The organism is Microbacterium oleivorans (assembly GCF_001644225.1).
In the GTDB taxonomy this organism is placed as follows: domain Bacteria; phylum Actinomycetota; class Actinomycetes; order Actinomycetales; family Microbacteriaceae; genus Microbacterium; species Microbacterium gawkjiense.
Genome location: NZ_LSTV01000002.1, coordinates 266,564 through 279,626, shown reverse-complemented (window position 1 = coordinate 279,626; position 13,063 = coordinate 266,564). Strand labels below are relative to the sequence as shown.

18 protein-coding genes are annotated in these 13,063 nt (G+C 71.0%); 10 read left to right on the top strand and 8 right to left on the bottom strand.

Going from position 1 to position 13,063, the window contains the following annotated elements; all coding sequences use genetic code 11:
• Nucleotides 1-23: 23 nt before the first annotated feature.
• Both AYL44_RS07970 and AYL44_RS07965 read left to right on the top strand, forming a co-directional pair.
• A complete protein-coding gene (locus tag AYL44_RS07970) occupies nt 24-398 on the top strand; it encodes a DUF2256 and DUF3253 domain-containing protein (protein ID WP_064002744.1) in 375 nt (124 codons plus the stop codon).
• Between the two features lies 1 nt (nt 399).
• Nucleotides 400-852: an MSMEG_6728 family protein gene (locus AYL44_RS07965; protein WP_064002743.1), complete on the top strand. Its 453-nt coding sequence runs from the start codon at nt 400-402 to the stop codon at nt 850-852.
• A 1-nt stretch (nt 853) separates the two neighbouring features.
• Here AYL44_RS07965 and AYL44_RS07960 read toward each other — a convergent pair whose 3' ends face one another.
• Genes AYL44_RS07960 through AYL44_RS07950 form a run of 3 tightly spaced genes read right to left on the bottom strand, consistent with a single transcriptional unit; the run spans nt 854 to nt 2,665 of the window.
• Nucleotides 854-1,858 (bottom strand): adenosine deaminase, encoded by a 1,005-nt coding sequence (locus AYL44_RS07960; RefSeq protein ID WP_064002742.1) that lies wholly within the window; start codon nt 1,856-1,858, stop codon nt 854-856.
• Between the two features lie 52 nt (nt 1,859-1,910).
• Nucleotides 1,911-2,159, bottom strand: a complete 249-nt coding sequence (locus AYL44_RS07955) for a hypothetical protein (protein ID WP_064002741.1) — start codon at nt 2,157-2,159, stop codon at nt 1,911-1,913.
• Between the two features lie 35 nt (nt 2,160-2,194).
• A complete protein-coding gene (locus AYL44_RS07950) occupies nt 2,195-2,665 on the bottom strand; it encodes an Asp23/Gls24 family envelope stress response protein (RefSeq protein WP_064002740.1) in 471 nt (156 codons plus the stop codon).
• A gap of 190 nt (nt 2,666-2,855) precedes the next feature.
• On the opposite strand from AYL44_RS07950, the gene AYL44_RS07945 reads away from it, so the two are divergent.
• The 4 genes from AYL44_RS07945 (at nt 2,856) to AYL44_RS07935 (ending at nt 5,199) form a co-directional block, all read left to right on the top strand.
• On the top strand, nt 2,856-3,308 hold the full coding sequence (locus AYL44_RS07945) for a DUF805 domain-containing protein (protein WP_064002739.1): 453 nt from the start codon (nt 2,856-2,858) through the stop codon (nt 3,306-3,308).
• A 44-nt stretch (nt 3,309-3,352) separates the two neighbouring features.
• Nucleotides 3,353-3,514 carry a hypothetical protein gene (locus AYL44_RS14545; RefSeq protein WP_157532590.1) on the top strand — a complete coding sequence of 54 codons (162 nt, stop codon included), beginning with the start codon at nt 3,353-3,355 and terminating at the stop codon, nt 3,512-3,514.
• A 63-nt stretch (nt 3,515-3,577) separates the two neighbouring features.
• Nucleotides 3,578-4,864, top strand: a complete 1,287-nt coding sequence (gene nhaA / locus AYL44_RS07940; protein ID WP_064002738.1) for a Na+/H+ antiporter NhaA — start codon at nt 3,578-3,580, stop codon at nt 4,862-4,864.
• Nucleotides 4,861-5,199: a DUF6804 family protein gene (locus AYL44_RS07935; RefSeq protein ID WP_064002737.1), complete on the top strand. Its 339-nt coding sequence runs from the start codon at nt 4,861-4,863 to the stop codon at nt 5,197-5,199. Before nhaA ends, AYL44_RS07935 begins: the two co-directional genes overlap by 4 nt.
• Before the next feature lies 1 nt (nt 5,200).
• Here the strand turns inward: AYL44_RS07935 and AYL44_RS07930 are convergent, their stop codons facing one another.
• The 3 genes from AYL44_RS07930 to AYL44_RS07920 are packed head-to-tail and all read right to left on the bottom strand — an operon-like array spanning nt 5,201 to nt 7,346.
• A complete protein-coding gene (locus tag AYL44_RS07930) occupies nt 5,201-5,590 on the bottom strand; it encodes a hypothetical protein (RefSeq protein ID WP_064002736.1) in 390 nt (129 codons plus the stop codon).
• Between the two features lie 5 nt (nt 5,591-5,595).
• Nucleotides 5,596-6,531: an aldo/keto reductase gene (locus AYL44_RS07925; RefSeq protein ID WP_064002910.1), complete on the bottom strand. Its 936-nt coding sequence runs from the start codon at nt 6,529-6,531 to the stop codon at nt 5,596-5,598.
• Entirely contained in the window at nt 6,531-7,346 is an 816-nt protein-coding gene (locus tag AYL44_RS07920; protein ID WP_064002735.1) for an EI24 domain-containing protein, read from the bottom strand. Before AYL44_RS07920 ends, AYL44_RS07925 begins: the two co-directional genes overlap by 1 nt.
• 93 nt (nt 7,347-7,439) lie before the next feature.
• Between AYL44_RS07920 and AYL44_RS07915 the strand changes: the two genes are divergently transcribed.
• Together AYL44_RS07915 and AYL44_RS07910 are read left to right on the top strand one after the other, a co-directional pair.
• Entirely contained in the window at nt 7,440-7,928 is a 489-nt protein-coding gene (locus AYL44_RS07915; RefSeq protein WP_064002734.1) for a DUF2975 domain-containing protein, read from the top strand.
• Between the two features lie 39 nt (nt 7,929-7,967).
• Nucleotides 7,968-9,347 carry an APC family permease gene (locus tag AYL44_RS07910; RefSeq protein WP_064002733.1) on the top strand — a complete coding sequence of 460 codons (1,380 nt, stop codon included), beginning with the start codon at nt 7,968-7,970 and terminating at the stop codon, nt 9,345-9,347.
• Here the strand turns inward: AYL44_RS07910 and AYL44_RS07905 are convergent.
• Together AYL44_RS07905 and AYL44_RS07900 are read right to left on the bottom strand one after the other, a co-directional pair.
• The gene (locus tag AYL44_RS07905) at nt 9,344-10,420 is read right to left on the bottom strand and encodes a sensor histidine kinase (protein ID WP_064002732.1); all 1,077 of its coding nucleotides are present in this window, start codon (nt 10,418-10,420) and stop codon (nt 9,344-9,346) included. The genes AYL44_RS07910 and AYL44_RS07905 overlap by 4 nt on opposite strands.
• A complete protein-coding gene (locus tag AYL44_RS07900) occupies nt 10,417-11,082 on the bottom strand; it encodes a response regulator transcription factor (protein ID WP_064002731.1) in 666 nt (221 codons plus the stop codon). The genes AYL44_RS07905 and AYL44_RS07900 overlap by 4 nt, the downstream gene beginning before the upstream one ends.
• An 86-nt stretch (nt 11,083-11,168) precedes the next feature.
• Here AYL44_RS07900 and AYL44_RS07895 point away from each other — a divergent pair, with 86 nt between their 5' ends.
• The gene (locus tag AYL44_RS07895) at nt 11,169-11,729 is read left to right on the top strand and encodes a M15 family metallopeptidase (RefSeq protein WP_064002730.1); all 561 of its coding nucleotides are present in this window, start codon (nt 11,169-11,171) and stop codon (nt 11,727-11,729) included.
• A 30-nt stretch (nt 11,730-11,759) separates the two neighbouring features.
• Nucleotides 11,760-13,010: an FAD-binding protein gene (locus AYL44_RS07890; protein ID WP_064002729.1), complete on the top strand. Its 1,251-nt coding sequence runs from the start codon at nt 11,760-11,762 to the stop codon at nt 13,008-13,010.
• Nucleotides 13,011-13,063 lie beyond the last annotated feature (53 nt).

Genomic DNA, 13,063 nt, shown 5'->3' with positions numbered 1-13,063 from the left:
GCTCTCCGACGTAGCGTCGCGGCATGGCTTCCACCCCGGCACCCAAGACGTGCGCCTCGTGCGGGCGCGAGATCCAGTGGCGCAAGAAGTGGGAGAAGAACTGGGACGACGTGAAGTACTGCTCCGACGCGTGCCGGAAGCGCGGCATCCGTCCCGTCGACGAGAAGCTCACGCGGACGATCGTCGAGCTGCTGGATGCGCGGGCCGCGTCGGCGACGATCTGCCCGTCCGAGGCGGCGAAAGCGGTCGGCGGCGACGACTGGCGCGACCTCATGGAGCCCGCCCGCCGCGCCGCGAGGCGACTCGTCGCGGCCGGCGAGGTCGAGATCACGCAGCGGGGGCAGGTCGTCGACCCGTCGACCGCGAAGGGACCCATCCGCATCCGGAAGGTCCGCTGACGTGCAGACCTTCGTCCCGTACGCCGACCTCGCCCGCGGCATGGCCGCGCTCGACACGAAGCGGCTCGGCAAGCAGCGCGTCGAGACCCTGCAGGTGATGCGCGCGCTGACGATCCCGGATTACGGCTGGCGCCATCACCCGGCGGTCGCCATGTGGCGCGGGCACCGCGCGGCGCTCATGGTCTACCAGGACCTCACGGTCGACGAGTGGGTCTGGCGCGGCTTCGCCGACACCACGCGGCAGTCCACCCTCGCGACCCTCGACGAGATCCCCGAGGACGGCGCCGAATACCGGTCCGGCACGGTACGGATGCCGCCCTGGTTCGGCCGCGAGGAGGTCCACCGCTCGCACCGGTCGAACCTGCTCCGCAAGGACCTCGAGTACTACCGCGCGCAGGGCTTCGACGACCCCGACGACCTGCCGTACGTCTGGCCGAAGGCCCAGGTGGACTGAGTCAGGCGGATGCCGCCCACGCCCGCACCCGCGCGATCAGATCCGCCTTACGGGTGGCATCCGCGAACGACGCGGTGATCGAGTTCTCGGCGAGCTGGGCGAGCTCGGCCGTGTCGAAGCCGAGCGAGGCGACGGCGGCGTAGTTGTCGCCGATGTACCCGCCGAAGTACGACGGGTCGTCGGAGTTGATCGTCACGACGACGCCCGCGTCGACGAGCCGTCGCAGCGGATGCGCCGCGAGCTCGGGCACGGCCCGCAGTCGCACGTTCGACAGGGGGCAGACCGTCAGCGGCACACGGTGCTCGGCGAGGTGGGCGAGCAGGTCGGGGTCGTCGATCGATCGGATGCCGTGGTCCACCCGCTCGACCTCGAGCACGCGCAGCGCATCCCAGACGTACGCCGCCGGTCCCTCTTCGCCCGCGTGGGCGACGCGGTGCAGTCCCAGCTCGGCGGCGCGACGGAACACGCCCTCGAACAGCGCGGGCGGGTAGCCGACCTCGGCGGAGTCGAGACCGACGCCGAGCAGCTCGTGCGCGCGCGGGGCGATCTCGTCGAGGAGGGCCTGGGCGGAGGCGACCGGCTGGTCGCGCACGATGCAGACGATGAGGCCGCCGGTGATGCCGAGGCGCTCGGCGGCGATGTCGAGACCGGTGCGCAGTCCGTCGATCACGGTGCCGACCGCGACGCCGTTCGCGGCGTGGACCTGCGGGTCGAAGAACATCTCGACGTGGTGCACGCCGTCCGCAGCCGCCCGCTCGAGGTAGGCGACGGCGAGGTCGGTGAAGTCCTGCTCGGTGCGCAGGACCGCCATGCACGCGTAGTAGACGTCGAGGAAGGACTGCAGGTCGGTGAAGTCGTAGCGGGTGCGCAGATCGTCGATATCGGTGAACGGAAGATCGACGCCGTTGCGCGCGGCGAGGGAGAACGCGAGCTCAGGCTCGAGCGTCCCCTCGATGTGGAGGTGGAGTTCGGCCTTCGGGAGGGTGCGCAGGTCACGACTCGTCACGGGGAGCCATCGTACGCACCCTCCCGTGTGGGCCGGGTGGGTGAGGAGCCGGTCAGCTCAGACGCTTGCGCACGTCGTGCGCGGCATCCCGGATCTTGTCGGCCAGGTCCTCCGCCGTGCCCTTCGCGGTCTTGGCGATCTTCTTTGCCCTGCGCTGCCGGTCCTTCCTCGCCTTGCGCTCCTCCCGCAGACGGACGAGCTGGTGCGGGACCGACTCGGACTTCTTGACGGTGACGGAGCGGCTGCCGATCACGTAGGCCGCGAAGGCGATGGCGCCGATGATTAGGATCTTGTTGCGCATGTTCCGGGGTTCTCCTCGGGTGTGGATGCGTCGAATCAGGCGACGCGGGGCTCGGCCTGGTCGTCGGAGTCGTCCTCGATGTGGACGTCGTGGATCTCGACGTTCACCTCGACGACCTCGAGACCGGTGAGGCGGTGGACCGCCCCGGCGACGGAGCCGCGGACCTCGTCGGCGACGCGGGCGATCGGCGCGGGGTACTCGACGACGACCTTCAGGTCGACGGCGGCCTGCGTTTCGCCGACCTCGACCTTGACGCCCTGCGTGAGGTCGGTCGCGTTGATGGCGTCACGGATCGCGCCGATGGCGCGCGCACCGCCGCCGCCCAGGGCGTACACGCCGCTCACTTCGCGCGCGGCGATGCCGGCGACCTTGGCCACGACGCCGTCGGCGATCGTGATGGTGCCCGCGGTGGTCGGAGCGTCGGTCCCGCGCGAGCCGGGCGTGCGGTCGACGCGCGTCGCCGGAGCCGCAACGGACGGGGTGGTGGTCTTCTGGTCCTCAGCCATGTCAGTGTCCTTTTCTGTGCCTGTGTCTGTGGGGGCGGTTAGTTCCGCCTCTGCACATAGGAGGGATGCCGGGGGCGATTCGTCACAAAAAAGTCGCCGCATCCGCCACGATGGACGCACGCCCCGACCGTCCCCGGAGGAACCGATGTCCTACGCACCGCCCCCGCCGCCCTCTCCCTACGGTCGACCGATGCTTCCCGCCGCCGGGCCCGGGCAGCCGCCCCTCGAGTGGCCCCTCTACGGCGCGTCGTTCGCGCAGGCCTTCGTCCGGTACTGGAAGAAGTACGCGACCTTCACCGGTCGCGCGAGCCTCAGCGAGTTCTGGTGGATGCGCCTCGCGTACTTCCTCATCGCGATGGTGCTCGTCGTGATCATGATCGGCGGCGCACTCGTCGGCGTCTCGTACGACCCGGTGACCGGGCAGAGTCGGCCCGGTCCGCTCATCGCGGTCGGCGCCATCCTGCTGGTCCTCTTCCTGCTCGCGACGATCATCCCGGACGCCGCTCTCACCTGGCGGCGGCTGCACGACGCGAACCTGCCGGGACCGCTGTTCTTCCTCGCCTTCATCCCGAGCCTCGGCTCCCTCGTCCTCCTGGTCCTGACCCTGCTGCCGACCAACCCGGCCGGGCGCCGCTTCGGCTGAGCAAGTCCCGGGCCGCGCCCGGACCGCCTCGGTACGATGGGGGTATGACGATCACCGCGCGCTACCGCCTCGTGCGCGCGCTGCCGTCGGCGATCGGGATCCGCACCCTCACCGCACCGCAGCATCCGGGAACCAACGGATGGGTCAGCGAATGGGGCACCAACGCGCACGGCGAGATCGCCGGCTGCCCGCCGTCGGGGGCCTGACGCGCACCGCTCGTCGGTGCGTCCTCAGCGACCCCTGATCACCGACGCGGAAAGCGATCCGTCATGTCCACTTCCCCCTCCTCCCGCACGGCGCCGCACGAGATCTGGCGCGGCATCCGTCAGACCGTCCAGACCGACACCTTCGGCGGCATCCTGCTGCTGGCCGCGACCGTCGCGGCCCTCGTCCTCGCCAACTCGCCCGCCGCGCCCTGGTACACGGGTCTGCGCGAGACGTCGTTCGGACCCGAGGCGCTCCACCTCCACCTGACCGTCGCGCACTGGGCGGCCGACGGACTGCTCGCGATCTTCTTCTTCGTCGTGGGTCTCGAACTCAAGGAGGAGATCGTCGCGGGCCGGCTGCGCTCGCCGCGCATCGCCGCGGTGCCCGTGATCGGCGCGCTCGGCGGTGTCATCGTCCCGGCGCTCATCTTCACGGCGTTCACGGTGACCGCGCCCGGTGACGCGGTGCGGGGCTGGGCGATCCCGACGGCGACCGACATCGCCTTCGCCATCGCGGTGTTCGCCGTCGTCGCGAAGGGGCTGCCGCCCGCGCTCCGCGTCTTCCTGCTGACCCTCGCCGTCGTCGACGACCTCTTCGCCATCACGATCATCGCCACCGTCTACACCGACGACCTGCAGCCGGTGTGGCTCGCGGCGGCGATCGTCCCGCTCGTCCTGTTCGGGCTGGCGGTGCGGCGCGGCATCCGTCACTGGTGGGTGCTGATGCCGCTCGCGATCGTCACCTGGGCGCTCGTCCACGCGTCGGGCGTGCACGCGACGATCGCCGGCGTGCTGCTGGCCTTCACCGTCCCCGCGACGGTGACGCCGCGAGCGCGGGTGCAGGTGGGGAAGGATGCCGACGGCAGCCCCATCCACGATGCGTTCACCGCGCACTTCGCCGACCGCTTCGGTCCGATCTCGACGCTGGTCGCGATCCCCGTCTTCGCGTTCTTCTCCGCCGGGGTGACCGTCGGTGGCTGGGACGGGCTGGTCTCGGCCTTCGGCGATCCGGTGACCCTCGGCATCCTGGTCGGGCTGGTCGTGGGCAAGCCGGTGGGGATCCTGCTCGCGGTGTTCCTTCTCACGCGGGTGCCGTCGGTGCGGCGGACGTTCGAACTGCGATGGGGCGACATGCTCGGCGTGGGACTGCTCGCCGGCATCGGGTTCACGGTCGCGCTGCTCGTGGGCGAGCTGTCGTACGGGGTCGGATCGCTGGCGGACGACCACGCGAAGATCGGCATCCTCAGTGGCTCGGTGGTCGCGGCGATCGTCGGCGGGGCGGTGCTCGCCGGGCGCGCGAGACGCGTGCGGCAGACTGAGAGCGCGTCCCCGTCCCCAGGAGCCTCATGAGCCGCACGCAGCCGACACCCGCGATGTACCAGCGCAACGCGCTCGCGCCGAGCCTGCTGGCCGCGGCGGTCCTGTTCGTCGCGCCGGCACTGCTCGAGAGCGACTGGTTCCTCACCGTCCGGTTCGTCGCCACGATCCTCGCGCTCATCATCGGATGGTTCGCCGTGCAGGCGCGGCACTGGTGGTGGGTGCCGATCATGCTCGCTGTCGCGGTGGTCTGGAACCCGATCTTCCCCTTCGCGTTCTCGGGTGCGATCTGGAGCGCTGCCCAGGTCGCGGCCGCGTTCGTCTTCCTCGCCGCCGGCGCAACGATCAAGGTCCGTCGCGAAACCTGACTCAGCGGAGGTCGAGCGTGACGTGCGGGTGGTCGGCGAACACCGCGATCACGAGGTCGAAGTACGTCTTCCCCGTTCCGGAGCGCAGGTCGTCGAGCTGACGCTGGATGGTGTCGGATCGGAACGTGCCCGGCTGTGCCAGCTTCTCGCGCAGCCATCGCTCCGTCTCAGCGACGCCGAGGGCCCGCCGACTGCGCGCCGAATCGCGCCAGACGACCCGCGCGGAGTGGTCTTCGGCCAGCGCCCCGTACCCGCCGTGGAGCAGGTCGTCGAGCGCGTCGAGGCTGGTGCCCAATCGCCAATCCTCCCCAGTCATGAACAGACGGTTCAGTTCGGCGTAGAGGTCGGGGATGCCGCCGATGCGGCTCCCCTCGATGACGTAGTCCGCCATCCGGGTCAGGGCACCTTGTGGCCCGCCGCCGAGATGAGGCCGTACCACTCGGCGCGGGTGAGCGGGATGTCGGAGCCGGCGGCGGCATCCGTCACGCGCTGCGGCGTCGTCGTCCCCAGCACGACCTGCATGTGGGCGGGATGCCGCGTGATCCAGGCCGTGGCGATCGCGAGCGGCGTCACGTCGTACTTCGCGGCGAGGCGGTCGAGCAGGGCGTTCAGCTCGGGCAGCTCGGGGGCGCCGAACATCACGCCGTCGAAGAACCCCTTCTGGAACGGCGACCACGCCTGCAGGGTGATGCCGTTGATCCGCGCGTGGTCGACGAGCCCGCCGCCGTCGCGGGTGATCGAGTCGTCCTCGCCCGCCATGTTGGCCGCGAGCCCCTGCGCGACGAGCGTCGAGTGCGTGATCGACAGCTGCACCTGATTCGCGACGATCGGCTGCGTCACGGCGGTCTTCAGCAGGTCGATCTGCCGCGGCGTGTGGTTCGAGACGCCGAACGCGCGCACCTTGCCCGACGACTCGAGGTGGTCGAAGGCGCGCGCGACCTCGTCGGGCTCGACGAGCGCGTCGGGGCGGTGCAGCAGGAGGACGTCGATCCGGTCGGTCCCGAGTGCCTGCAGCGACTCCTCGGCCGAGGCGACGATGTGCTCGTAGGAGTGGTCGAAGTGCCACTCGTCGGGGACGATGCCCGTCTTGGTCTGCAGTGTGATCTCGTCGCGCTCGGCGGAGCTCAGGTCCAGCGCCTCCGCGAAGCGGCGCTCGCAGCCGTGGCGCGAGCTGCCGTACAGGTCGGCGTGGTCGAAGAAGTCGACACGCGCCGCGCGGCAGGCGTCGTAGAGCTCGCGGATCGCCGCGTCGGACATCTCCTCGATCCGCATCATCCCGGCGACGACGTTGGGGACACGCTGATCGGTGGGACCGAGGGGGACGAGACGCATCATGCTCCGTTTCCGGACCGCGTCGGCGCGGTCGACTCCTCAGCCTGACTCATGGCGGCACGCATGTCGAGCAGGGTGCGCGCGAGCACGGTGGACCCGGCGACCGCGGCGGGCATCGCGACGACGGCGCCGAGCGGGACGAGGAAGCACAGCTGCGTCGCGACGCCGAATCCCAGCACCCGCGCGCGCTGACCGCGGCGCAGGTCGCGGCGAGCCGCGGCATCCAGTCCTCGCGCTGACAGCGCGCGCGAGGTGAGCTCGTCGGCGAGCAGCCAGCCCGTGAGGAAGGCGGCGACGACCGCACCCAGGGCGGTGCCGACCAGCGGGATGAGCCCGACGAGTCCGGCGACCATCGCCGCGAGCAGGCCGCGGAGGATGAGGCCGATGCTGTCGCGGATCGATCGCCAGAACCCGTAGTCCGACTCGGGCGGCGCATCGCCGAGGTGCTGCTCGACCGAGCGCCAGATCCGCTCGTAGAACGGGTCGCCGACGAGCAGCGTGAGCGCGGTGAACGAGACGACCGCGAGGACGATCGCGCCGCCGAGCAGGGCTGCGCCGATGCCGAGCCGGACGAGGGATGCCGCGACCTCGGCCCAGTCGTCGGCGAACGGGGTGAGCGCGGTGACGATGTCGCGCAGGAAGGCGACGAGGGTGATGATCCCCGCGAGCAGCAGGATGCCGACGATCGCCGCCGGGATGAGGCCGAGCGCCATCCGGCCGGGCAAGCGACCCCAGAACGCGAAGCCGCGACCGAGGTCGCCGACGCCGCGGAAGAACGAGGCGACTGGGCGCGGCGCGGGCGGGGGAGTCGTCATGCCCCCATCCTGCCGTGTCGCCGATCTCGAACGCTCGACATCAGGAGTTGTTTCTCGATATAAAGGTATCGAGAGTCGATAGATCGGGGAGCCATGATCACATTCGCCAAGGCCGGGGTCGCCATCCTCCTGCTCGCCCTGCTCGCCCTGCAGCTGTGGGTCGTCCCCGAGGTGGCGGCCGGGTTCGCGCAGCTCGCTCCCGAGTTCGCCGGCCTGCGGATGCCGGGGGTCGCCCTCGGCGGCATCCTGCTCCTCTGCGTGCAGCTCGCCCTGCTGTGCGCGTGGCGTCTGCTCGCCCGCTTCGGCGCCGGGCGTCTCTTCGAGGACGGCGCGTTCCGCTGGGTCGACGCGATGATCGGCCTGACCGTGGCGGGAATGACGGTGGTCGTCGTGGGATGCGGGGTGATCGGCGCGGCCGGCGCGGGAAGCCCCTTCGTCCTGATCCTCACGTTCCTCGCGCTCGTCGTGGGCGCGGCGATCGCCCTCCTGCTGGGGGCGCTGCGCGAGGTGCTCAGACAGGCGGTTCTGCTGCAGGATCAGGTCGTCGGGGTCGCGCACGCACAGGAGAACCCGCCGCGATAGGGGTTGCATCCCACGCGCGGTGTCGGTTGAAGTGGTGCGATGACAAACGACACGTCGGCTCCCCTCGCCCAGGAAAAGCCCGGTCTGAAACGCGCCGTCGGCACCTGGCTGCTCTTCGCGTTCATCGTCGGTGACACCCTCGGCGCGGGCATCTACACGCTCGTCGGCACGATGGCGACCGACGTGGGCGGTGTCATCTGGCTGCCGCTGCTCATCGCGCTCGTCGTCGCGCTGCTCACGGCCGGCACCTACGCCGAGCTGATCACCAAGTACCCGCACGCCGGCGGCGCGGCCCGCTACGTCGATAAGGCGTTCGGCATCCCGTTCCTGTCGTTCCTCGTCGGCTTCCTCATGATGGCCTCGGGCATCACGACGGCCGCGGCGCTCGCCAACGCGTTCGCGGGCGACTACTTCAGCGCTCTGTTCGACATCCCGCCCATCCCGGTCGCGATCGGCTTCATCCTCGTGCTGACGCTCATCAACCTGCGGGGGGTGAAGGAGTCGCTCGCGACGAACATGGTCGCGTCGATGATCGAGGTCTCGGGACTCGTCCTCGTCATCGTGATCGCGGCCATCGTGTTCGGCAGCGGCGGAGGCGAACCGTCGCGCATCTTCGAGTTCGCGCCCGACGTCGCACCCCTGCAGGGCGCGTTCGCGGCATCCATCATCGCCTTCTTCTCCTTCCTCGGTTTCGAGGCGGCGGCGAACATGGCCGAGGAGGTCAAGAACCCGTCGCGGTCGTACCCGCGGGCGCTGTTCGGCGCGATCCTCACGGCCGCCGTCGTGTACCTGCTGATCGCGATCGGCGCGGTCATCGTCGTCGAACCGTCGAAGCTCGCGACCTCCTCCGGTCCGCTGCTCGAGGTCGTGACCGCGAGCGGTCTCGCGGTGCCGGGATGGCTGTTCAGCCTCATCGCGCTCGTCGCGATCGCCAACGGCGCGTTGCTGTTCATGGTGATGGCGAGCCGCGTCGCCTACGGGCTGGCGGAGTCCGGCCTCATGCCGCACGCCTTCGGCAAGGTGCTGCCCAAGCGACGGACGCCGTGGGTCTCGATCGTCGTCGTCGCCGGGGTGACGATGCTCCTCACCGTGGTCGGCGACATCTCGACGCTCGCCGAGACGACCGTGCTCCTGCTGCTCCTCGTGTTCCTCACCGCGAACGTGAGCGTGCTCGTGCTGAAGAAGGACAAGGTCGAGCACGACCACTTCTCGGTGCCGCGCATCGTGCCGATCCTCGCCATCATCGCCAGCATCGTGCTGCTCACCCAGCAGACCGGCCTGGTGTGGCTGGCCACCGCGGGGTACGTCGTCGTCGGAGCGATCCTGTTCTTCGTCGCGCGGTTCAGCCGTCGCCGCGGCGACCGCAAGATCGCCGCGCGAACGGGCGCGATCCCGACCGTGAAGGGGTTCCGCGACTAGATTGCGGGCAGTCGCACCGTCGCACGCAGGCCGCCGGCGGCCCGCGGCGCGAGCGTGAGCGAGCCGCCGTGGGCCTCGGCGATCGCGGTGACGATTGCGAGCCCGAGCCCGTTGCGCTCCTGATCGGACCGGCGGATGCGGGTGGTCCCCCGCTGGAACGGCTCGGCGAGCGTCGCGACGACCGCGGCATCCATCCGTTCCCCGCCGTTCTCGACGATGAGAACCGCCGAGTCGAGGTCGCGGTGCGTCGTGACCGTCACCGGCTCGGCGGCGTTCCCGTGGATGACGGCGTTCTGCAGCAGGTTCAGGACGACTTGACCGAGCAGACTGGGCGAGCCGACGGTGGACACCGCGTCGCCGTGGACGACGAGATCGGCGCCGCGTGCCTCGGCGAGCGGGACCAGCGTCTCGACCGCCTCCTCGGCCAGGAGGGACAGGTCGACGGGTTCGCGCGGGAATCCGCCGCGGTCCACCCGGCCGAGCAGCAGCAGGGCCTCGACGAGGTCCACGCCGCGGTCGTTCACCGCGACGAGGCGGTCGAGCAGCGCGGTCACATCGCGGTCCGGATCCGAGCGGGCGACGTCGAGCAGGGTGCGGGCGATCGCCAACGGAGTGCGCAGCTCGTGCGACGCGTTGGCGGCGAACCGCCGTTGCTCGTCGACCTGCGACTCGATGCGGTGCAGCATCCCGTCGAACGCGTCGGCGAGTTCGCGGAACTCGTCGTTGCGGCCCGTCATCCGCACCCGTGTCGAGAGGTCGCCGGAGTCCGCGCGCCGCGTCGCGGCCGTCAGCGCCTGCAGCGGCGAGAGCATGCGCCCGGCGAGGAACCATCCGCCGACGGCGCCGAGGCCGAGCAGGGCGAGCATCGCGGCGCCCGCGGCCGGGAGGAACGCCCGGACGAGGTCGCGCTGGCTCGGCGCGAATCCGGTGTCGGAGAAGAGCGGCTCGTCGGGCACGTACCGCAGGAGGAACAGCCAGACGACCGTGAGGATGAGCCCGCCCGCGACCAGCACGAGCGCGACGTAGCTCAGCGTCAGCTTCACCCGAGCGCTGAGACCGCGCGGTCGGCTCACGCCGCCGCCTCGATGCGGTAGCCGGCACCCGGCTCGGTCACGATGACCCACGGTTCGCCGAGCCGTTTGCGCAGTGCCGACACCGTGATGCGGACCGCGTTGGTGAACGGGTCGGCGTTCGCGTCCCACGCCTGCTCGAGCAGGGACTCGGCGCTGACCACCCCGCCCTCCGCGGCGACGAGCACCTCGAGGACGGCGAACTGCTTGCGGGTGAGGGCGACGTACCTGCCGTCGCGGTACACCTCGCGGCGGAACGGGTCGACGCGCAGCCCCGCGTACTCGCGCACCGGCGGGCGCGGCGCGGCACGGCGACGGTCGAGGGCGCGCAGGCGGAGGACGAGCTCGCGCAGTTCGAACGGCTTCGTGAGGTAGTCGTCGGCGCCGAGCTCGAAGCCCGACTCCTTGTCGTCGAGACGATCGGCCGCGGTGAGCATGAGGATCGGCGTACCGGTGCCGGAGGCGACGATCGAGCGCGCCACGTCATCGCCGGACGGACCGGGGATGTCGCGGTCGAGGATCGCGATGTCGTACGCGTTCACGGCGAGCAGCTCGAGCGCCGTGTCGCCGTCGCCCGCGATGTCGGCGGCGATCGCCTCGAGGCGCAGGCCGTCGCGGATCGCCCCCGCCATGAGGGGCTCGTCCTCCACGATCAGCACGCGCACGACTCGATCGTACGAACCCGCTCTTATCGCCGGCGTATCGATTTCCGCGTACGCCGTCGCAACATCGGTCTCGATGGGATGGGCGCATGAGACACCCCCCTTCGTCCCTCGCCGTGCTGGTCGTCGTGATGCTCGGGGCTGCCGCGTGCGCGCCCGGCGGCTCGGCGGCGACGCCCGGCATCCGTCCGGTGTCGACGGCCGAGCAGGGCGAGGCGCCCGACGGCACGACCGCGTTCGACGACAGCGTCCCGGCCGTCGCCCGCCTCGACCCGGCGCTGCGCGAGGCGCTGCAGGCGGCGAGCACGCGTGCGGCGGAGGACGGGCTGACGCTGCGGATCAACAGCGGCTGGCGTTCGCCGGAGTATCAGGAGCGCCTGCTGCAGGATGCCGTGGCGAAGTACGGCTCGCGGGAGGAGGCGGCGCGGTGGGTCGCGACCCCCGAGACCTCGGCGCACGTGTCGGGTGACGCCGTCGACGTCGGTCCGTGGGATGCCGCGTACTGGCTCGATCGGTACGGCGACGCGTTCGGGCTGTGCCGCATCTACGTCAATGAGCCGTGGCACTTCGAGCTGCGACCGGAGGCGGTCACGGACGGTTGTCCGCAGCAGTACCTGGATCCGACGGAGGATCCGCGGATGCAGGGCTGACCCCGTGCGGGCGCGCCTAGGCTGGCACGCATGAGCGACGACGCCGGCCTCAACTGGTCCCGCAACATCCGCTACTCGGCAGAGCGCATCGTCGCCCCGACGACGGTCGACGAGCTGCGCGAGGTGGTCGCGGCATCCGCGTCCGTGAAGGCCCTGGGGTCGCGGCACTCGTTCACCCGCATCGCCGACACGACCGGCACGCTCGTGTCGACCGCCGAGCTCGACCTGCCGATCCAGGTGGATGCCGCGCAGCGCCGTGTGCGCGTCGGCGGCGGCGTCCGCTACGGCGAGCTCGCGCAGGAGCTCGACCGGCAGGGCTGGGCGCTCGCGAACCTGGCTTCGCTGCCGCACATCTCGGTCGCCGGCGCGGTGAGCACGGGCACGCACGGCTCGGGTGTCGCGAACCGGTCGTTGGCCGCGGCGGTCACGGGGCTCGAGCTCGTCACCTCGACCGGTGACCTCGTGCGGCTCAGTGAGACAGATGAGACCTTCTACGGCGCCGTCGTGGGGCTCGGCGCGCTCGGCATCGTCACGACGGTGGAACTCGCGATCGAGCCGACCTTCGAGGTCGCCCAGACGGTCTACGAGAACGTGCCCGTCGAGGCGGTCCGCAAGGCGTTCGACGTCATCGCCGCGTCGGCGTACAGCGTCTCGCTCTTCGCGACGTTCCACGAGGACGCCTACGTCGATCAGGTGTGGCGCAAGGAGCGCACGGATGCCGCGGTGACTCCGATCCCCGCCGCGCTGCGCGATCGCGAGGCGGGCGGGGCACGGCATCCGCTGCCCAGGGTGTCCGCGGCGTCGTGCACGGTGCAGGGCGGTAAGGCGGGGCGCTGGCTCGATCGGCTGCCGCACTTCCGCCTGGAGTTCACGCCGTCGAACGGGGAGGAGCTGCAGTCCGAGTTCCTGCTGCCGATCGCCGACGCGGTCGCCGCGTTCGACGCGGTGCGCGGGCTCGCGGACCGGTTGAAGCCCGTGCTGCAGGTGTGCGAGGTGCGCACGATCGCCGGCGACGAGCTGTGGCTGTCGCCGAGCTCGGGGCGCGATTCGGTCGCGTTCCACTTCACGTGGACCGCCGACGAGGCCGGCGTCGCCGAGGTGCTGCCCGAGCTCGAAGCGGCGCTCGCGCCCTTCGATGCGCGACCGCACTGGGGCAAGGTCTTCACCCCGCGGGACCCCGCCGGGCTCTACCCGCGCTGGGCGGATTTCGTCGCCCTGCAGCGCGAGCTCGACCCGCGCGGCGCGTTCGTGAACGACTACCTGCGCGCGCTCGGGGTGTAGTCCGCGCGGCCTGCACGATCTCGCGGGGGTGGCGGTCGGAGTCGGCTCGATGG